Raw genomic sequence first — 19,708 nt, 5'->3', positions numbered from 1 at the left:
CGGTGAACGCTAAGCCGTTTCGCGAAGTACATCGGAGTGCTCAACCATGACAACAGCGCGCGTGCCGGGACTGCCGCTCGAGGAGGCCAAGGCCGCCGCCGACGAAGCGGCCGTCCCCGACTACATGGCCGAACTGAGCATCTTCCAGGTGCTGCTCAACCATCCGCCGCTGGCGCGGGCCGTCAATGATCTGCTCGCCACCATGCTGTGGCACGGCTCCCTGGACGCGCGGCTGCGCGAGCTGGTCATCATGCGGATCGGCTGGCTCACCGCCTGCGAATACGAGTGGACGCAGCACTGGCGGGTGGCGACCCGGTTGGGGGTCAGCGCCGAGGACCTGGTCGGCGTGCGTGATTGGGAGCGGCACGCGGCATTCGGCCCGGCCGAGCGTGCGGTGCTGGCGGCCACCGACGACGTGGTGCGTGACGGCGCCGTCAGCGCACCGAGCTGGGCCGCCTGCGAACGCGAATTGCAAAGCGACAGAACACTTCTCATTGAGATCGTCACGGCGATCAGCGCGTGGCGAATGGTGTCGTCGATCCTGCAGAGTCTGCAGGTCCCGCTGGAGGACGGTGTTGCGGGCTGGCCGCCGGACGGGCGGGCGCCGGCGAGTTGATTGCCATGTCCGGCTTGATCTAGGAGGAACCAATGCGGACCAGAGTCGCTGAGCTGCTCGGTGTGGAGTTCCCGATATGTGCCTTCAGCCACTGTCGCGATGTCGTCGCCGCCGTCACCAACGCGGGCGGATTCGGGGTGCTGGGCGCGGTGGCACACAGCCCGAAGCGGCTGGAGACCGAGCTGAGCTGGATCGAGGAGCAGACCGGCGGCAAGCCCTACGGCGTCGACCTGCTGCTGCCACCGAAATACGTCGGCGCCGAGCAGGGCGGCATCGACGCCAAGCAGGTCAAAGACTTGCTGCCCGACGAGCACCGCGCGTTTGTCGAGGACCTCTTGGCGCGCTACGACATCCCGGCGCCGGCCGAACCGCAGTCGGCGCCGCGGGGCGGCCTGAACATCTCGCCAAAAGGCTACGAGCCGCTGCTGGACGTCGCGTTTGCGCACAACATCCGGTTGATCGCCAGCGCGCTCGGGCCACCGCCGGCCGACCTCGTCGACCGCGCCCACAGCCACGACGTGTTGGTGGCGGCGCTGGCCGGCACCACCGCGCACGCGCGTCGGCACGCCGCCGCCGGGGTCGACCTGATCGTCGCCCAAGGCACCGAGGCCGGCGGCCATACCGGCGAGGTGGCCACCATGGTCCTGGTCCCCGAGGTCGTCGACGCGGTCGCACCGGTTCCGGTGCTCGCCGCGGGCGGCATCGCCCGCGGTCGGCAGGTCGCGGCGGCCCTGGCCCTGGGCGCCGAGGGGGTGTGGTGCGGCTCGGTGTGGTTGACCACCGAAGAGGCAGAGACCGATCCGGTGGTCAAGGAGAAGTTTTTGGCCGCCAGCTCCTCGGACACCGTGCGGTCGCGGTCCATGACGGGCAAACCGGCCCGCATGTTGCGCACCGCCTGGACCGACGAATGGGACCGGCCCGACAACCCGAAGCCGCTGGGGATGCCGTTGCAGACCACGCTGGTGACCGAACCGCAGCTGCGCATCAACCAGGCGGCCGCCCACCCGGGCGCCAAGGCGCGCGAGCTGGCGACGTATTTCGTCGGACAGGTGGTCGGCTCGCTCGACCGCGTCCGGCCCACCCGCGCGGTCGTGCTGGACATGGTCGAGGAGTTCGCCGACACCATCGGGCGCCTGGAAGACCTGGCCGGCGGCTGATCGCGCTGTGAACGGCATCACAGTTGAGAGTCTGGGCAGGTCAGCGCGTCGGACCTGGGTGAAAGCCGGGGAAAATCGTAAAGATTGCCCGACACCGCACCGATCGTGTTGACCCGCCGCGGCCCCTCGTGGACTATGGGACTGCACCTCGTTAGGTGAGGCGGCTACACGAATACAGGCCACTGACCCCCAACGTCGAAAGACGCCCCGGGTCAGGACAGCTCCTCCCGGCTTAAGGGTTGAGCCAAAGTGGCTTCCGGAGTCTCGGACACGTCGGGTAGTGCCAAAGCTCTGACGAGAGGGGTGCGGATTCCCGGCGGTCGCCGGTGCTGAACTCCTTGTGGTGCGCAGTAGACGCGGGGCACCACACGCGTCGTGGCCGTGAAGGAGGTGAGGGACGCATGAGTTCCAGTGGCAGTCCGGATGGATATCCCGGCATGTTCCGTCCCGGCCCAACCTCCGCAACCGGCGTCCTGCGCTAAAGCGAATCAGCTTCTCCGCCAGGCATTTTCGGTTCTGAGTCGGTTACGAGACGGGACAGCTGCGTCCCAGCTTGTTTCGAAATCCGATAGGAGACGATCATGACCGCGGTGCTCTTCGACGAAGTGGTTGCCGTCCCAGCCACGCGCAGCCTGCCGGTGCCGCAATGCGCACCCAAGAAGCCGGCCCGCCGCACCGACGGGTTGCCGTTCGGCATCGGACCCGACCCGCTGGTAGACGGTGTCGCGATGCTGCTGACCGTGCCGGTCCGGCACGTATACGCGGCCCTGCTACGCGCCGGGGTGCTCGAGGTCCGCGGCTGAACCGTAGGGTTGCCCCGACGAAGCGATTTGCAACGGTCCGTAGAATCTTTTCAACGGCACCGATCCGGCCATCACCGGGGAGCCTTCGGAAGAACAGCCTTTGCAGCCCAGTAGACCCGAACGGGTAGGCCCGTCACAGCCATTCGAGCGGTCGCGCGCACGCGTGACAAGCGGGGTGGTACCGCGGCGCTCGCGCAGGTCGCGCGTCGTCGTCCCCGGCCTGACCGTAGGCACGCAGGAGACGACGCGCACCGTGACCGACTCAGCCACCGGCGAAGCTGACGCCAGGACCTATCCCAAGCTGGCCGGGGGAGCCCCCGACTTTTCCCGGCTCGAGCTCGAGGTCCTCGACTACTGGACCCGCGACGACACCTTCCGGGCCAGCATCGCGCGACGCGACGGCGCCGAAGAGTATGTGTTCTACGACGGGCCGCCCTTCGCCAACGGGCTCCCGCACTACGGGCACCTGCTCACCGGTTACGTGAAAGACATTGTGCCGCGGTATCGCACCATGCGGGGGTTCAAGGTGGACCGCCGATTCGGCTGGGACACCCACGGGCTGCCCGCCGAACTCGAGGTCGAGCGCCAGCTGGGCATCACCGACAAGTCGCAGATCGACGACATGGGCATCGCCGCGTTCAACGAAGCCTGCCGCGAGTCGGTGTTGCGCTACACCGATGAATGGCAGGCCTATGTCACCCGGCAGGCCCGCTGGGTGGACTTCGACAACGACTACAAGACGCTGGACCTGCCCTACATGGAGTCGGTGATCTGGGCGTTCAAACAGCTGTGGGACAAGGGTCTGGCCTACGAGGGCTACCGGGTGCTGCCGTACTGCTGGCGCGACGAAACCCCGTTGTCCAACCACGAACTGCGCATGGACGACGACGTCTATCAGAGCCGCCAGGACCCGGCGGTCACGGTGGGCTTCCGGATCGTGGGCGGCGCGTTGGACGGCGCCTACCTGGTGGTGTGGACGACCACGCCGTGGACGCTGCCGTCCAATCTGGCCGTCGCGGTGCACCCGGACGTCACCTATGTGCAGGTCCGGTCGGGCGACCATCGTTTCGTGCTGGCCGAGCCCAGGCTGGCCGCCTACGCGAAGGAGCTGGGTGAAGAGCCCGGCCAGCAGCCCGACGTGCTGGGCACGTATCGCGGCGCCGACCTGCTGGGCACTCGCTATTTGCCGCCTTTTCCCTATTTCATGGGGACTGCCAACGCATTTCAGGTGTTGCCCGGCGACTTCGTCACCACCGACGACGGCACCGGGATCGTCCACATGGCGCCGGCCTACGGCGAGGACGACATGGCGGTTTGCGATGCCGCCGGCATCGCGCCGGTCACCCCGGTCGATTCCAAGGGCCGTTTCGACGCCACCGTCCCGGATTACCAGGGGCAGCACGTCTTTGACGCGAACCCGCACATCATCCGCGACCTGAAGAACGGTGGCGGTGCGGCGGGGGTCAACCAGCCGGTGCTGATCCGGCACGAGACCTACGAACACCCTTATCCGCACTGCTGGCGATGCCGCAACCCGCTGATCTACCGCGCGGTGTCGTCCTGGTTCATCGCGGTCACCGAATTCCGGGACCGCATGGTCGAACTCAACCAGCAGATCACCTGGTACCCTGACCACGTCAAAGACGGCCAGTTCGGTAAGTGGCTGCAGGGCGCGCGCGACTGGTCGATCTCGCGAAATCGCTACTGGGGCACACCGATTCCCGTGTGGAAATCCGACGACCCGGCGTACCCGCGCATCGACGTCTACGGCAGCCTCGACGAGCTGGAGCGCGACTTCGGGGTGCGGCCGGACAATCTGCACCGGCCCTACATCGACGAACTCACCCGGCCCAACCCCGACGACCCGACCGGGCGTTCCAGGATGCGGCGCATCCCCGATGTCCTCGACGTGTGGTTCGACTCGGGCTCGATGCCGTACGCGCAGGTGCATTACCCGTTCGAGAACGCGGACTGGTTCGCGGGGTCGGCGGCCGAGGCCGGACACTTCCCGGGCGACTTCATCGTCGAGTACATCGGGCAGACCCGTGGCTGGTTTTACACGCTGCACGTGCTGGCCACCGCGCTGTTCGACCGGCCCGCGTTCAAAACCTGTGTGGCCCATGGCATCGTGCTGGGATCCGACGGCCAGAAGATGAGTAAGTCGCTGCGCAACTACCCGGACGTCAGCGAGGTATTCGACCGCGACGGCTCCGACGCGATGCGCTGGTTCCTGATGGCCTCACCGATCCTGCGCGGGGGCAACCTGATCGTCACCGAGCAGGGCATCCGCGAAGGCGTGCGCCAGGTTTTGCTGCCGCTGTGGAACGCCTACACGTTCCTGGCCCTGTATGCGCCCAAAGTCGGTGTCTGGCGCACCGATTCGACCCATGTGCTGGATCGCTACATCCTGGCCAAGCTGGCGGTGCTGCGTGACGAGCTGACCGGCGCGCTGGACGTCTGCAATATCTCCGGGGCCTGCGAACAGTTGCGGCAGTTCACCGAGGCGCTGACGAATTGGTATGTGCGACGGTCCCGCTCGCGGTTCTGGGCCGAAGATCCCGACGCCATCGACACCTTGCACACCGTGCTGGAAGTGACCGCGCGGCTGGCCGCGCCGCTGCTGCCGTTGATCACCGAGATCATCTGGCGAGGGCTGACCGGACAGCGGTCGGTGCATTTGACGGACTGGCCGCAGGTCGGTGAGTTGCCCGCGGATGCCGATTTGGTCGCCGCGATGGACCAGGTTCGCGACGTGTGCTCGGCGGCGTCGTCCCTGCGCAAGGCCAAGAAGCTGAGGGTAAGGCTTCCGTTGCCGAAACTGACTGTGGCCGTTGAAGATCCGCAGCAACTGGCGCCGTTCACCGATTTGATCGCCGACGAGCTCAACGTGAAAAACGTCGAACTCACCGATGCGATCGACAACTACGGTCGGTTCGAGCTCACCGTGAACGCCCGGGTCGCCGGGCCGCGTCTGGGCAAGGACGTGCAGGCCGCGATCAAGGCGGTCAAAGCCGGTGCGGGCGTGGTCAACCCGGACGGCACCCTGACCGCGGGCCCGGCGGTGCTGCAGCCCGAGGAGTACAGCTCGCGGCTGGTGGCCGCCGACCCGGAGTTCACCGCCGCGCTGCCCGACGACGCGGGGCTGGTGGTGCTGGACGGCACGGTAACCCCGGAGCTCGAAGCCGAGGGCTGGGCCAAGGACCGGATCCGCGAATTGCAGGAGCTGCGCAAGTCGACCGGGCTGGACGTCTCCGACCGCATCCGGGTGGTGATGTCGGTGCCCGCGGAGCGGGCCGACTGGGCCGAGCGTCATCGCGAGCTCATCGCGGGTGAAATACTCGCCACGAGTTTCCAATTCGGCGAGCCGGCCGACGGTGCCCAGATCGGCGACGGTGTGCGGGTCGCGATCGCCAAGGCCTGACCTGCGCGAAACTGTATTCTGCGACGCGTTTCCCGACGAGAAGACCCGTCCGTACTTACTGTCTCGCTATCGATAAGGGGATGATCACGTCAGCCGCGCGGCGCTGGCCAGGGTGACGTAGTGCATCGTGAACGCGCCGCCGACCGCGTCGATCGCGGCGCCCACCGCGTCGCGCACGGCCGCGACCTGCTCCGCGGGAAGCACGGTAAGCGTGCCGGTGGTGGCCAGATGGTCCAGCCACTCGTCCCGGGTGTAGCGGCGCTCCCACTCGAACTCCCAGCGCTGGGGTTCGGTGAAGCCGCCGGCGGTGCGGATACCGTCCATGGCCCGCTTGAGATTTGCCTCCTGCAGCTCGACGCCGGGGGTTTGCAGCGGCGCGTCCGGCGCCACCCGTTGCAGGACGTCGTCGAAGGCCGCGGCGATGTCCGCAGGCGGATCGAAAACGTGCCAGTACAGCGCCAGCAGCCCCTCGGGTCGCAGCACCTGTGCGGCCTTGCCGGGGCCCCGCACCGGGTCGACCCAGTGCCACGCCTGCCCGGCCACCACCGCGTCGAAGGTTCGGCCGCGCGCATCCCAGGTTTCGAAGTTGCCGATCTCCACCTCGATGCCACTGCGCCGGGCGACTTCGGCCATCCGCGGGTCCGGGTCGACGCCCAGCACCGTGACACCGGCCGCCCGGTACTGCCGCGCGCCGATGCCGGTGCCGCACCCGACATCGAGGAACTCGCAACCGGGGCTGGCGGCGATGACGCGCTGGATCATCTCCTCGGGGTAGCGGGGCCGGGAGCGATCGTAGCGGTCGGCGTCGACGCCGAAGGACTCCGCGACATCGCGCAGCAGGTGCGGCTGCCGGTCGGATGACGGCGACGGTTCAGTCGAAAGGCTTGTCATGCCTCCGTTCTACCCGTTGCGTCGACCCGCTGCGGCCCAGCAACCGCCGGCCCCGGGCGCTGCCCGCACGACAGCAACGCTAAGGCTTGACGGCGCGCCAGCGCAGCCTGCCGCCGCGGGCTTCGACGTCGACGTCGCGAAATCCCGCCGCACGCAAGCGATCCGGCAACGTGTCCGGCGATACCGTGTTGCAGGTGTCGCGAAAATGCAGAATCCGGAACAGCAGCGACGTGCTGCTGTCGCTGCCGGCGAACACCCCGCCGGGGCGAAGCACCCGAAACGCCTCGGCGAACAACTTGTCCTGCAGCTCGGCCGTCGGCACGTGGTGCAGCATCGTGAACGACACCACCGAGCTGAACTCGTCGGCCGGCAATCCGGTGTTGGTGCCGTCGCCGTTGATGATCCGCGCCCGGTCGCCGTACAACCGCTGCAGCCGCGCGGCCATCGGGCCGTCGATCTCGACCGAGGTGAGTTTCGGCGTCTTGTCCACCAGCACCCGCAGGATCGCGCCGTAGCCCGGCCCGATCTCGAGGGTGTTGTCGCCCAGGTCGACATCCGCCAGCGCCCATGGCAGCAGGTCGTGTTCGACGGTGTTCGCCCAGCGATCCGAACTGCACAGCCGGCGATGCGCGAGGTTCATGGCCATGAGCAAAACGGTAGCGCCCTAGCATCAGCGTGTGGAGTCCCGTTGGGTGCTGCATCTGGATATGGACGCATTTTTCGCCTCCGTCGAGCAGCTAACCCGCCCGACCCTGCGTGGCCGGCCGGTACTGGTCGGCGGGTTGGGCGGCCGGGGAGTGGTGGCCGGTGCGAGCTACGAGGCGCGGGTGTTCGGGGCGCGGTCGGCCATGCCCATGCACCAGGCGCGCCGGATGGTCGGCGTGGCGGCGGTGGTGTTGCCGCCGCGCGGCGTGGTCTACGGCGTCGCCAGCCGACGGGTGTTCCAGGCGGTCCGCGGCCTGGTGCCCGTCGTCGAGCAGCTGTCCTTCGACGAGGCATTCGGTGAGCCGTCGCAACTCGCCGGGGCGTCGGCGGGCGACGTCGAGGAATTCTGCGAGGCGCTGCGACGACGGGTACGCGACGAGACAGGGCTGACGGCCTCGGTCGGCGCCGGGTCGGGCAAGCAGATCGCCAAGATCGCCTCCGGGCTGGCCAAACCCGATGGCGTGCGGGTGGTGTCGCGCGCCGAGGAACGGTTGCTGCTCGACGGGCTGCCGGTACGGCGGTTGTGGGGGATCGGCCCGGTGGCCGAGGAGAAGCTGAACCGGCTCGGCATCGAGACCATCGGCCAGCTGGCCGCGCTGACCGACGCCGAAGCCGCCAACATTCTGGGCGCCACGATCGGCCCGGCACTGCACCGGCTGGCGCGCGGCATCGACGATCGCCCGGTCGCGGAGCGTGCCGAAGCCAAACAGATCAGCTCCGAGTCCACCTTCGCCGCCGACCTGACCAGCCTCGAACAGCTGCACGACGCCATCGAACCCATCGCCGAGCACGCGCATCAACGCCTGCTGCGCGACGGCCGCGGCGCCCGGACCGTCACAGTCAAGCTGAAGAAATCCGACATGAGCATCCTCACCCGCTCGGCGACACTGCCCTACGCGACAACCGAGGCCGGCGCACTGGTTGCCGTGGCCCGGCGACTACTGCTCGACCCGCGCGAGATCGGCCCCATTCGTCTTCTCGGCGTGGGGTTTTCGGGCCTGAGCGACGTGCGCCAGGAGTCGCTGTTTCCCGACCTGGACCTGTCGGCCCCGGAAACGCAGGCACACCATTCGGTCGAGACCGCCACCGAGGCGATGTTCGCGCCGGCGCCCGAACCACAGGCCTCGCCGTGGCGGGTGGGCGACGACGTCACCCACGCCGACCTGGGGCACGGCTGGGTGCAGGGCGCGGGCCACGGCGTTGTCACCGTGCGGTTTGAAACCCGAAGCACCGGTCCGGGACAGGCCCGGACGTTCGCCGCCGACACCGCCGACCTGCTGCGCGCCAACCCTGTCGACTCCCTGGACTGGACAGACTACCTCGCCGCGCTGCGCGCCCAGGACGGCGACGACGCGTCAGCCCCAGCGGCCGATCACGTCGGCGACCGATGACCCCGCGGCCAGCGCCGCCATCAACAGGACCCGCGCCTGCGGCGGCCGCAGCCGCGGCACCATCACCGCGCCGGCCTCGACCAGATCGTGGCCGGGCCCGTAACCCGCGCTGACCCCGCCGCCGGGCACCCGGGTGGACACCGCGACGGCGATCCCGTCGCGGCAGTGCCGTCGCACGCCGTCGACCACCGCTGCCCCGGCGTTGCCCGACCCCAGCGCCTCCAGCACGACGGCCCGCGCGCCGGCGGCCACACACGCGTCCAGCGCCACCGAGTCGCTGCCCAAATAAGCCGCGACGATGTCGACCCGCGGCGCGTCGACGGCGCACAGCTCCCCGAGTTGCGGGCGGACCTTGCTGCCGGTCAACGACACCTCGTTGGCGACGGTGCCGACCAGCTCGCCGGCGAAACCCCCCAGGTCCTGCGTCGCGACCTTGTGCATGCCCAGCGGTTGCAGCACCCGCCCGGCGAACGCCACCAGCACGCCCAGGCCGCGGGCGGTCGGGCTGGCCGCGACGGCCACCGCGTCGCGCAGATTGCGCGGGCCGTCCGCATCGGGGGCGTCGGCGCTGCGCATCGCGCCGGTCAGCACGACCGGGGCGGCACCGGCGTAGCCGAGGTCGAGCCACAGCGCGCTTTCTTCCATGGTGTCGGTGCCGTGGGCGACGACCACGCCCTCGGCGCCGGCGGCCGTCGCGGTCCGGATGGCGTCGGCGATGCGATCCCAGTCCGTCACCGTCAGTTCCGAGCTGTCCACCGCCATCAGGTCGACGATGTCGACGTCCAGCCCCGCGGTCAGGTCCGCGCCACTGCGGCTCGGACGCAGCACGCCGTCGGCGCCGGTGCTCGTCGATATGGTGCCGCCGGTGGTGATGACGGTGATTCGAGCCATGGCCAAATCATTCCCCATCCGCCGCGGCGGTGAGGCCGCACCCAACCTGGGCCGCGGTTAGGGGATGATGGGGGGGTGCCCGAAGAACCAACCCGATCGGCGGAGCCGGTGACGCCAGCTGGGGAGACCGTGCCGTCCCCGGGCGTGACAACACCCGACGCCACCGACTCCGGCGCGCCGCAGTCGCCGCCGCGGCGGTTGCGGTTGCTGCTCGCCGTGGCGGCGGTGGTGCTGGCGCTCGACGTCGCGACCAAGGTGCTGGCGGTGCGGCTGCTGCCGCCGGGGCAGCCGGTGTCGATCATCGGCGACACGGTGACCTGGACGCTGGTGCGCAATTCCGGGGCCGCGTTCTCGATGGCCACCGGATACACCTGGGTGTTGACGCTGATCGCCACCGGCGTGGTGATCGGCATCTTCTGGATGGGCCGACGGCTGGTGTCGCCCTGGTGGGCCGTGGGCCTCGGGATGATCCTCGGCGGCGCGATGGGCAACCTGGTCGACCGTTTCTTCCGCGCGCCCGGCCCGCTGCGCGGCCACGTCGTGGACTTCCTCTCGATCGGCTGGTGGCCGGTGTTCAACGTCGCCGATCCTTCGGTGGTCGGTGGGGCCATTCTGCTCGTCGTGCTCTCGGTGTTCGGGTTCGACTTCGACTCGGTGGGACGGCGTAAGACCGAGGTGCGCGAGCACCAGGACCAGGCCGACCGCGACCGATGACCAACCGCTCGATGTCCGTTCCGGAAGGGTTGGCGGGCATGCGTGTTGACGCCGGGCTGTCTCGTCTGCTCGGCCTGTCCCGCAGCGCGGTGGCCGCCATCGCCGAAGACGGCGGCGTCGAACTCGACGGTGTGCCCGCCGGCAAGTCCGACCGGCTGACCTCCGGCGCGTGGCTGGAGGTGCGGTTGCCCGAGGCGCCGCCGCCGCCGGAGAACACCCCGGTCGACATCGAGGGCATGACGATCCTGTACTCCGATGACGACATCGTCGTGGTCGACAAGCCGGCCGCGGTAGCCGCGCACGCGTCCATGGGGTGGACCGGGCCGACGGTGCTCGGCGGGCTGGCCGCCGCGGGCTACCGGATCACCACCTCGGGTGTGCACGAGCGGCAGGGCATCGTGCATCGCCTCGACGTGGGCACCTCCGGGGTGATGGTGGTCGCGCTGTCCGAGCGGGCATACACCGTGCTCAAGCGGGCGTTCAAACAGCGTTCCGTCGACAAGCGTTATCACGCGCTGGTGCAAGGACACCCGGACCCGTCCAGCGGAACCATCGACGCCCCGATCGGCCGGCACCGCGGCGGCGAGTGGAAGTTCGCCGTCACCCAGAACGGCCGGCACAGCATCACCCACTACGACACCGTCGAGGCGCACGTCGCGGCCAGCCTGCTCGACGTGCACCTGGAAACCGGCCGCACCCATCAGATTCGGGTGCATTTCGCGGCGCTGCACCACCCCTGCTGCGGCGACCTTGTCTACGGCGCCGACCCCAAGCTTGCGAAAAAGCTTGGGCTGCAACGGCAATGGTTGCATGCCCGGTCGCTGGCGTTCGCCCATCCGGCCGACGGTCGGTGGGTGGAGTTCGTCAGCCCGTACCCGTCGGACCTACAACACGCGTTGGCCGTGCTGCGCGACGAGTAATGATTCAGCCGGGCTTGCGGGCCTCGACCAGCACCCGGGTCGGGTGGGCGACGAAGGGGCCGTGCGTCTGGATCCGGTTGTGCAACTCGTGCAGCCGATCGCGGTAGCGCTGCACCGAAAAGTCGGGCACCGTCCAGATCACCTTGCGCAGAAAGTAAATGACCGCGCCGATGTCGAAGAATTCCGCGCGCAGCTTCTCCAGCCGCATGTCCAGCACCTGCAGGCCAGCCGCCTGCGCCTCGGCGCGTTCGGTGTCCGGATGCCGGCGCGCCCACGCCTGCGGTTGCGGGCCGACGAAAAATTCGGTCAGCTCGCCGACCGTGGCGGGCCCGATGTGTTGGGCGAGGTAGGTGCCGCCGGGGCGCAGCACCCGCGCAATCTCCGACCACGGCACCGTGTGGGGGTGTCGGCTGGTCACCAGGTCGAAGGCTGCGTCGGCGAACGGCAGCGGTGCATCGGGCTCGGTGGCCACCACGACCACGCCCAGGGGATGCAGCCGCTCGGTGGCCAATGCCGCGTTGGGAGGCCAGGTTTCGACGGCGGCCATGGTCGGCGGGAAGGGCGCCGCGCCGGCCAACACCTCCCCGCCGCCGGTGTGCACGTCCAGCGCGGCCGACACGGTCGCGTAGCGCCGGCGTATCAGTGCTTGGTAGCCCCATGACGGTCGCTGTTCGGTAGCGCGCCCGTCCAGCCAGGAAAAGTCCCACCCGTCGACGGAAACCGACTCGGCTTCGGCGACCAGATCTTCGAACGTGCGGCCCATCCGAGCATTGTCGGGCGTCACGAGGTGGAACAGACGAACTTGGTGCCGTTGAGATCGAGTGTCACTTCGCCCTGGTGCTCCCAGTACTCCGAGCCTTGCCGGCCGTACCGCGCACCGCTGCCCGACGGCAGCAGAAACAGGATCTGTTGGGCGCCTTTCCAATCCAGCACCGCGGTCGTCGGGTCCAGTTCGTTGTAGAACTGCGCGGTCAGCGGCCCCAGGTCGGCCGGGCAGCGGTAGTTGACGACGGGCGGAGTCACGGTGGTGGGGTCGGCGATGGCCAGCTGCACCAGCCGGGTCTGGTAGGCCTCCCGCACACAGGTGGGCACGTCGGCGTTGCCCGCGCAGCCATCTCGAGCGGCCGCCCACCCGGCCTGCGCACTGCCCAGGGCCGCGGCATCCGCGCCGGCGCGGGCCAGGGCCTGCTGATAGGCGGCCTGCAGCCGGTGATCGAGATCGGTGAGCAGCGGGTCGCTGCAGACCAGCCGTTGGACGGAATTGGCAGGGTTGCCGCAATCGACGGCCGCCGGGGGCGCGCTGGTCACCGTCGGCGCGCTGGAACTGGCCGCCGGCCGGCTGGTGGTGGAACTACACGCGGCGACGGCCAGCGCCGCGGCCAGGACTGCTATCGGCCTCATACCTGCTGACTACCGGCGCATCCCGATCCGGCGGGCGCGACACGCCCACGGGCACCGAAAAGATCGATCAGACCGGGGCGGTGTTGGTGTCGCCGGAGGCGATCTCGGGGGCCAACGGCGCGATGGCGCTGATGATGTCGGTCACCGTGCCCGTCGGAACCCCGGCGGCCTTGAGCGCCTCGGACAGGTGGGCGGCCACCAGATTGAAGTGGTGCATGGTGATGCCGCGGCCCTGATGGACTTGCTTCATCGGGGCGCCCGTGTAAGGCTCCGGGCCGCCGAGGGCGGCGGCGAAGAATTCGACCTGTTTGCCCTTGAGCCGGTTCATGTTCGTTCCGGTGAAGAAGCCAGCCAGCTGTTCGTCGGCAAGCACCCGGGCGTAGAAGTCCTCGACGACGACTTCGAGCGCCTCGTGCCCACCGATCCGGTGGTAGATCGTGGTCGGCTCCGGTTTGCGGAAGTGTGCCAACAGTTTCATCTGTCGATCCGACCACCCCGGCGTTGCCCATCAGTTAGTCGGCGATCACAGCTGGATTGCCCGGGGTAACAAGCGGGTTGCCGGCGGATCGCCGGGTCTTTTCCCGGGACGTGAGGCCGATCGGCCGGGCTGGACGGAAATAATGCGTCGGCGCCGCCCGCGGATGCCCTAGGTTGACTGTATGACCCACGTCACGCCGTCGACCGTCAGGAGCAGCAACCGATGAACTTGGGCGACTTAACGAACTTGGTGGAAAAGCCATTCGCGGTGGTCTCCAACATCATCAACACTCCCAACTCCGCCGGACGATATCGGCCGTTCTATCTGCGGAATCTGCTCGACGCGGTGCAGGGCCGCACTCTCGACGACGCCGTCGCCGGCAAGACCATCCTGATCACCGGCGGCTCGTCCGGGATCGGGGAGGCCGCGGCGAAGAAGATTGTCGAAGCCGGCGGCGAAGTCGCGCTGGTGGCCCGCACCGCGGAAAACCTCGAGCGGGTCGCCGACGAGATTCGCGACGAGGGTGGCATCGCCCACGTCTACCCGTGCGACCTCTCGGACATGGACGCCATCGCCGCCATGGCCGACAAGGTGCTCAACGAACTTGGCGGAGTGGACATTCTGATCAACAACGCGGGCCGCTCGATCCGCCGCTCGTTGGAGCTGTCCTACGACCGGATCCACGACTACCAGCGCACCATGCAGCTGAACTACCTGGGCGCCGTGCAGCTCATCCTGAAATTCATTCCCGGGATGCGCGAGCGCGGGTTCGGACAGATCATCAACGTCTCGTCCGTCGGTGTGCAAACCCGCGCACCGCGGTTCGGCGCCTACATCGCCAGCAAGGCCGCGCTGGACAGCCTGTGCGACGCGCTGCAGGCCGAGGTGGTCAACGACGACATCAAGTTCACCACGGTGCACATGGCGCTGGTGCGGACCCCGATGATCAGCCCGACGACGATGTACGACAAGTTCCCCGCGCTCACCCCCGACCAGGCGGCCGGGGTGATCAGCGACGCGATCGTGCACCGACCGCGGCGGGCCAGCTCACCGCTCGGCCAATTCGCCGCCGTCGCCGACGCCGTCAACCCCGCCGTGATGGACCGCCTGCGGAACCGGGCGTTCGGCATGTTCGACGATTCCCACGCCGCCAAGGGCGGCGAACACCCTGACGACACAACCAAATTCGATCGGCGAAGCGAGACCTTCGTGCAAGCGACCCGCGGAATTCACTGGTGACGCGATGAGCCTCCCGAAACCCGCAAACCAGTCCACCGTCGTCATCACCGGGGCGTCCTCCGGTATCGGCGCCGAGCTGGCCCGCGGCCTGGCCCGGCGGGGTTTTCCGCTGTTGTTGGTGGCGCGGCGGCGCGAGCGCCTCGACGAGCTAGCGGGCCAGCTGGGCGAGGAATTCTCGGTCGCCGTCGAGGTGCTGCCGCTGGACCTCAGCGACGCCAAGGCCCGCGCGAAGCTGGCCGACCGGCTGCGCACCGAATCGATTGCCGGGCTGTGCAATAGCGCCGGATTCGGCACCAGCGGGGTGTTCCGCGAGCTGCCGCTGGAACGCGAAAGTGAAGAGGTCACGCTTAACGCCCTGGCGTTGATGGAGCTCACCCACGCGGCGCTGGGCGGCATGGTCGAGCGCGGCGCCGGAGCGGTGCTGAACATCGCCTCGATCGCCGCGTTTCAGCCGCTGCCCTACATGGCGGTGTATTCGGCGACCAAGGCCTTTGTGCAGACGTTTTCCGAAGCCGTGCACGAGGAGCTGCACGGGACCGGGGTGTCGGTGACGGCGCTGTGTCCCGGACCGGTGCCCACCGAGTGGGCCGAGATCGCCAACGCCAAGCGGTTCAGCGTGCCGTTGGCGCAGGTGTCGCCGGCGGACGTCGCCGAGGCCGCCATCGACGGGATGCTGACCGGCAAGCGCACCGTCGTCCCCGGTGTGGTGCCCAAGGTGGTCAGCAACGGCGGCCGGTACACCCCGCGCAGCCTGCTACTGCCGGCGATCCGCATCGGTAACCGGTTCCGCGGCGGCCCCAGCCACTGACTTTCGCGGCTCGCCGTGCGTCTGCGGCGTCGAGTGTGCGTCTGCGGCCTCGGGTGTGCGTCTGCGGCGGCGACACGCCGGAGCCACGCCACCGTGGGCGCACACCGAAAACCGTGAGCGCACACCGAAAACCGTGAGCGCACACCGGTCACGGGCTAGGTTTGCGGGATGGCCGCTGTGGATTTGACCCTGGACGTCCCGATGACCCCGCAGGACATGTGGGACCACGTCGCCGATCTGTCGGACCTGGGCGACTGGCTGACCATGCACGAGGGGTGGCGCAGCGAACTGCCCGACGAGATCACCGAAGGCACCCAGATCGTCGGTGTGGCCCGCGCCAAGGGCATGCGCAACCGGGTCACCTGGACGGTGACCGTCTGGGACCCGCCGCACCGGGTGGTGATGGCGGGTTCAGGCAAGGGCGGGACCAAATACGGCGTCACCCTCACGGTGCGGCCCACCGAGGTGGGCTCGACCCTCGGGCTGCGGCTTGAATTGGGCGGCCGGCCGCTGTTCGGGCCGGTCGGATCGGCGGCGGCGCGTGCCGTCAAGGGCGACGTCGAGAAGTCGCTGAAGAACTTCGTCGAGCTGTACGGATAAAACCCAGACACACTTGCGCGACACGCCGATGAAGTGTCGGTGGTCGGTCATAGACTGGCGTCCCTATGAGCGGTTCATCTTCGCGGTCCTTTGTGCACCTGCATAACCACACCGAGTATTCGATGCTTGATGGTGCCGCGAAGATCACGCCGATGCTGGCCGAGGTCCAGCGGCTGCAGATGCCCGCGGTCGGGATGACCGACCACGGAAACATGTTCGGCGCCAGCGAGTTCTACAACGCGGCGACCAAGGCGGGGATCAAACCGATCATCGGTGTCGAGGCGTACATCGCGCCCGGGTCCCGCTTCGACACCCGGCGGGTCTTATGGGGCGACCCGAGCCAGAAGTCCGACGACGTCTCGGGCAGCGGGTCCTACACCCACCTGACGATGGTGGCCGAGAACGCCACCGGGCTGCGCAACCTGTTCAAGTTGACCTCGCGGGCCTCCTTCGAGGGGCAGCTGGGCAAGTGGTCCCGGATGGACGCCGAGCTGGTGGCCGAACACGCCGAGGGCATCATCGCCACCACCGGCTGCCCTTCCGGGGAAGTGCAGACCCGGCTGCGGTTGGGGCACGACCGTGAGGCGCTGGAGTCGGCGGCCAAGTGGCGCGAGATCTTCGGGCCGGACAATTACTTCCTCGAGCTGATGGATCACGGGCTGTCGATCGAGCAACGGGTCCGCGAGGGTCTGCTCGAGATCGGCCGGAAGCTCGGCATCCGGCCGCTGGCCACCAACGACTGCCACTACGTCACTCGCGACGCCGCGCACAACCACGAGGCGCTGCTGTGCGTGCAGACCGGCAAGACGCTGTCGGACCCGAACCGGTTCAAGTTCGACGGCGACGGCTACTACCTGAAGTCGGCCGCGGAGATGCGCCAGATCTGGGACGACACGGTTCCCGGCGCGTGCGACTCCACGTTGTTGATCGCCGAGCGGGTGCAGTCCTACGACGAAGTGTGGACCCCCCGCGACCGGATGCCGATCTTCCCGGTGCCCGATGGGCACGACCAGGCCAGCTGGCTGCATCACGAGGTAATGGCGGGGTTGCGGCGCCGGTTCCCCGACGGCGTCGGCCAGGACTACATCGATCGGGCCTCCTACGAGATCAAGGTGATCTGCGACAAGGGTTTCCCGTCGTACTTCCTGATCGTCGCCGACCTGATTAGCTACGCCCGCTCGGTCGACATCCGGGTCGGACCGGGGCGTGGATCGGCGGCGGGCTCGCTGGTGGCCTACGCGCTGGGCATCACCAATATCGACCCGATTCCGCACGGTTTGCTGTTCGAGCGGTTCCTCAACCCCGAACGCCCGTCGGCGCCCGATATCGATATCGACTTCGACGACCGTCGGCGCGGTGAGATGGTGCGGTACGCCGCCGAGAAGTGGGGCCACGACCGCGTCGCCCAGGTCATTACCTTCGGCACCATCAAAACCAAAGCGGCGCTGAAGGATTCGGCACGTATTCATTACGGGCAGCCGGGCTTCGCGATCGCCGATCGCATCACCAAGGCGCTGCCGCCGCCGATCATGGCCAAGGACATTCCGCTGTCGGGGATCACCGATCCCAGCCACGAGCGGTACAAGGAGGCCGCGGAAGTTCGCGGCTTGATCGAGACCGACCCCGATGTGCGCACCATCTACCAGACGGCGCGCGGCCTGGAGGGGTTGATCCGCAACGCCGGCGTGCACGCGTGCGCGGTGATCATGAGCAGCGAACCGCTGACCGAGGCGATCCCGCTGTGGAAGCGGCCGCAGGACGGGGCCATCATCACCGGCTGGGATTACCCGTCGTGTGAGGCCATCGGCCTGCTGAAGATGGACTTCCTGGGCCTGCGCAACCTGACGATCATCGGCGACGCGCTGGACAACATCAAAGCCAACCGGGGCATCGACCTCGACCTCGAGTCGGTGCCGCTGGACGACAAGCCGACCTATGAGCTGCTGGGGCGCGGCGACACCCTGGGGGTGTTCCAGCTCGACGGCGGGCCGATGCGCGATCTGCTGCGCCGGATGCAGCCCACCGAATTCAACGACATCGTGGCGGTGCTGGCGTTGTACCGGCCGGGACCGATGGGTATGAACGCCCACAACGACTACGCGGACCGTAAGAACGGCCGGCAAGCGATCAAGCCGATCCACCCCGAGCTCGAGGAACCGCTGCGCGAAATCCTCGCCGAGACGTACGGGTTGATCGTCTACCAAGAGCAGATCATGTTCATCGCCCAGAAGGTCGCTTCCTACACGATGGGTAAGGCCGACGCGCTGCGCAAGGCGATGGGCAAGAAGAAGCTCGAGGTGCTCGAAGCCGAGTACAAGGGCTTCTACGAGGGCATGACCGCCAACGGCTTCTCCGAAAAAGCGGTGAAAGCGTTGTGGGACACCATCCTCCCGTTCGCCGGGTATGCGTTCAACAAATCGCACGCCGCAGGGTATGGGTTGGTGTCGTACTGGACGGCCTACCTCAAGGCGAACTACCCGGCCGAGTACATGGCGGGCCTGTTGACCTCGGTGGGTGACGACAAGGACAAGGCCGCGGTGTACCTGGCCGACTGCCGCAAGCTCGGCATCACCGTGCTGCCGCCGGATGTCAATGAGTCGCTGGTCAACTTCGCTTCGGTCGGCAAGGACATCCGCTTCGGACTGGGTGCGGTGCGCAACGTGGGCGCTAACGTGGTGGCCTCGCTGATCAAGACCCGCACCGAGAAAAGCAAATTCACCGACTTCTCGGACTACCTGAACAAGATCGACATCTCGGCCTGCAACAAGAAGGTCACCGAGTCGCTGATCAAGGCGGGCGCTTTCGATTCGCTGGGGCACGCCCGCAAGGGCCTGTTCCTGGTCCACACCGACGCGGTCGATTCGGTGCTGGGCACCAAAAAGGCCGAAGCGATCGGCCAATTCGATCTGTTCGGCGGCGGAAATGACGGGATCGATGGCACCGATTCGGTGTTCACCATCAAGGTTCCCGACGACGAGTGGGAAGACAAACACAAGCTTGCCCTGGAGCGGGAGATGCTGGGGCTCTACGTGTCCGGGCATCCGCTCAACGGCGTGGCACACCTGCTGGCCGCCCAGGTCGACACCCAGATCCCGGCCATCCTCGACGGCGATGTGCCCAACGACACCCAGGTGCGGGTCGGCGGCATCCTGGCCTCGGTGAATCGCAGGGTCAACAAGAACGGAATGCCTTGGGCGTCAGCGCAATTGGAAGACCTCACCGGTGGCATCGAGGTGATGTTCTTCCCGCACGCGTACTCCGCGTACGGTGCCGACATCGCCGACGACGCGGTGGTGCTGATCAACGCGAAGGTGGCGATTCGTGACGACCGCATCTCGCTGATCGCCAACGAGCTTGTGGTGCCCGACTTTTCCAACGCCCAACCGAATCGGCCGCTGGCGGTGAGCCTGCCCACGCGGCAGTGCACCATCGACAAGGTGAGCGCGCTCAAGCAGGTGCTGGCGCGGCATCCGGGCACCTCACACGTTCATCTGCGGTTGATCAGCGGCGACCGGATCACGACGCTGGAATTGGACCAGTCGCTGTGCGTGACGCCGTCGCCGGCATTGATGGGCGACCTGAAAGAGCTGCTGGGTCCGGGCTGTTTGGGTAGCTAGCCGCGGACCGGCTCGCCGCGTCTTCGTGTGTGCATTGACGGCTTTCACTGTGCGGC

Annotated in this window: 17 protein-coding genes and 1 riboswitch; of the genes, 11 read left to right on the top strand and 6 right to left on the bottom strand. The window is 68.0% G+C overall.

The annotated features are described in order from the left end of the window. Window positions 1-46: 46 nt before the first annotated feature. The 4 genes from AWC25_RS20440 to ileS all read left to right on the top strand — a co-directional run bounded on the left by AWC25_RS20440 (window position 47) and on the right by ileS (window position 5,997). Window positions 47-616, top strand: a complete 570-nt coding sequence (locus AWC25_RS20440) for a carboxymuconolactone decarboxylase family protein (protein WP_069399529.1) — start codon at window positions 47-49, stop codon at window positions 614-616. Window positions 617-648: 32 nt separating this feature from the next. Next, window positions 649-1,773 (top strand): NAD(P)H-dependent flavin oxidoreductase, encoded by a 1,125-nt coding sequence (locus AWC25_RS20435; protein WP_069399528.1) that lies wholly within the window; start codon window positions 649-651, stop codon window positions 1,771-1,773. Between the two features lie 140 nt (window positions 1,774-1,913). After that, window positions 1,914-2,083: riboswitch (M-box (ykoK) riboswitch) on the top strand. Window positions 2,084-2,354: 271 nt separating this feature from the next. Then, the gene (locus tag AWC25_RS20430) at window positions 2,355-2,576 is read left to right on the top strand and encodes an Rv1535 family protein (RefSeq protein WP_069399527.1); all 222 of its coding nucleotides are present in this window, start codon (window positions 2,355-2,357) and stop codon (window positions 2,574-2,576) included. A 253-nt stretch (window positions 2,577-2,829) separates the two neighbouring features. Continuing rightward, a complete protein-coding gene (gene ileS, locus AWC25_RS20425; RefSeq protein ID WP_085167437.1) occupies window positions 2,830-5,997 on the top strand; it encodes an isoleucine--tRNA ligase in 3,168 nt (1,055 codons plus the stop codon). Between the two features lie 84 nt (window positions 5,998-6,081). Here ileS and AWC25_RS20420 read toward each other — a convergent pair whose 3' ends face one another. After that, window positions 6,082-6,888, bottom strand: a complete 807-nt coding sequence (locus AWC25_RS20420) for a class I SAM-dependent methyltransferase (protein ID WP_069399526.1) — start codon at window positions 6,886-6,888, stop codon at window positions 6,082-6,084. 79 nt (window positions 6,889-6,967) lie between these two features. After that, a complete protein-coding gene (locus AWC25_RS20415; protein ID WP_069399525.1) occupies window positions 6,968-7,534 on the bottom strand; it encodes a class I SAM-dependent methyltransferase in 567 nt (188 codons plus the stop codon). Window positions 7,535-7,565: 31 nt separating this feature from the next. Between AWC25_RS20415 and AWC25_RS20410 the strand changes: the two genes are divergently transcribed. Next, window positions 7,566-8,984, top strand: a complete 1,419-nt coding sequence (locus AWC25_RS20410; protein WP_069399524.1) for a DNA polymerase IV — start codon at window positions 7,566-7,568, stop codon at window positions 8,982-8,984. On the opposite strand, the gene AWC25_RS20405 is transcribed toward AWC25_RS20410, so the two are convergent. Continuing rightward, window positions 8,949-9,875: an asparaginase gene (locus tag AWC25_RS20405; protein ID WP_085167358.1), complete on the bottom strand. Its 927-nt coding sequence runs from the start codon at window positions 9,873-9,875 to the stop codon at window positions 8,949-8,951. The genes AWC25_RS20410 and AWC25_RS20405 overlap by 36 nt on opposite strands. Window positions 9,876-9,950: 75 nt before the next feature. Between AWC25_RS20405 and lspA the strand changes: the two genes are divergently transcribed. Together lspA and AWC25_RS20395 are read left to right on the top strand one after the other, a co-directional pair. Beyond that, window positions 9,951-10,589, top strand: coding sequence for a signal peptidase II (lspA, locus tag AWC25_RS20400; RefSeq protein ID WP_142278962.1), 639 nt, complete (start codon window positions 9,951-9,953; stop codon window positions 10,587-10,589). Further along, window positions 10,586-11,509 (top strand): RluA family pseudouridine synthase, encoded by a 924-nt coding sequence (locus AWC25_RS20395; RefSeq protein ID WP_069399521.1) that lies wholly within the window; start codon window positions 10,586-10,588, stop codon window positions 11,507-11,509. The genes lspA and AWC25_RS20395 overlap by 4 nt, the downstream gene beginning before the upstream one ends. 4 nt (window positions 11,510-11,513) lie before the next feature. On the opposite strand, the gene AWC25_RS20390 is transcribed toward AWC25_RS20395, so the two are convergent. The 3 genes from AWC25_RS20390 to AWC25_RS20380 form a co-directional block, all read right to left on the bottom strand. Further along, window positions 11,514-12,272: a class I SAM-dependent methyltransferase gene (locus AWC25_RS20390; protein WP_069399520.1), complete on the bottom strand. Its 759-nt coding sequence runs from the start codon at window positions 12,270-12,272 to the stop codon at window positions 11,514-11,516. Window positions 12,273-12,289: 17 nt separating this feature from the next. Then, entirely contained in the window at window positions 12,290-12,910 is a 621-nt protein-coding gene (locus AWC25_RS20385; RefSeq protein WP_069399519.1) for an MliC family protein, read from the bottom strand. Between the two features lie 67 nt (window positions 12,911-12,977). After that, a complete protein-coding gene (locus AWC25_RS20380; protein ID WP_069399518.1) occupies window positions 12,978-13,388 on the bottom strand; it encodes a group I truncated hemoglobin in 411 nt (136 codons plus the stop codon). A gap of 222 nt (window positions 13,389-13,610) precedes the next feature. Here AWC25_RS20380 and AWC25_RS20375 point away from each other — a divergent pair, with 222 nt between their 5' ends. The 4 genes from AWC25_RS20375 to dnaE all read left to right on the top strand — a co-directional run bounded on the left by AWC25_RS20375 (window position 13,611) and on the right by dnaE (window position 19,652). Continuing rightward, window positions 13,611-14,627, top strand: a complete 1,017-nt coding sequence (locus AWC25_RS20375) for an SDR family NAD(P)-dependent oxidoreductase (RefSeq protein ID WP_085167355.1) — start codon at window positions 13,611-13,613, stop codon at window positions 14,625-14,627. A 4-nt stretch (window positions 14,628-14,631) separates the two neighbouring features. Next, window positions 14,632-15,435 carry an SDR family NAD(P)-dependent oxidoreductase gene (locus tag AWC25_RS20370; protein WP_069399516.1) on the top strand — a complete coding sequence of 268 codons (804 nt, stop codon included), beginning with the start codon at window positions 14,632-14,634 and terminating at the stop codon, window positions 15,433-15,435. Window positions 15,436-15,603: 168 nt separating this feature from the next. Beyond that, window positions 15,604-16,035, top strand: coding sequence for a type II toxin-antitoxin system Rv0910 family toxin (locus AWC25_RS20365; RefSeq protein WP_069399515.1), 432 nt, complete (start codon window positions 15,604-15,606; stop codon window positions 16,033-16,035). A 65-nt stretch (window positions 16,036-16,100) separates the two neighbouring features. Continuing rightward, window positions 16,101-19,652 (top strand): DNA polymerase III subunit alpha, encoded by a 3,552-nt coding sequence (dnaE, locus tag AWC25_RS20360; protein WP_085167354.1) that lies wholly within the window; start codon window positions 16,101-16,103, stop codon window positions 19,650-19,652. The last annotated feature ends 56 nt before the right edge of the window (window positions 19,653-19,708 follow it).

Origin of the sequence: Mycobacterium sherrisii, assembly GCF_002102355.1 — a bacterium.
Taxonomy (GTDB): domain Bacteria; phylum Actinomycetota; class Actinomycetes; order Mycobacteriales; family Mycobacteriaceae; genus Mycobacterium; species Mycobacterium sherrisii.
The sequence above is the reverse complement of the archived record's forward strand: the minus strand, read 5'-3'. Positions and strand labels throughout refer to the sequence as shown.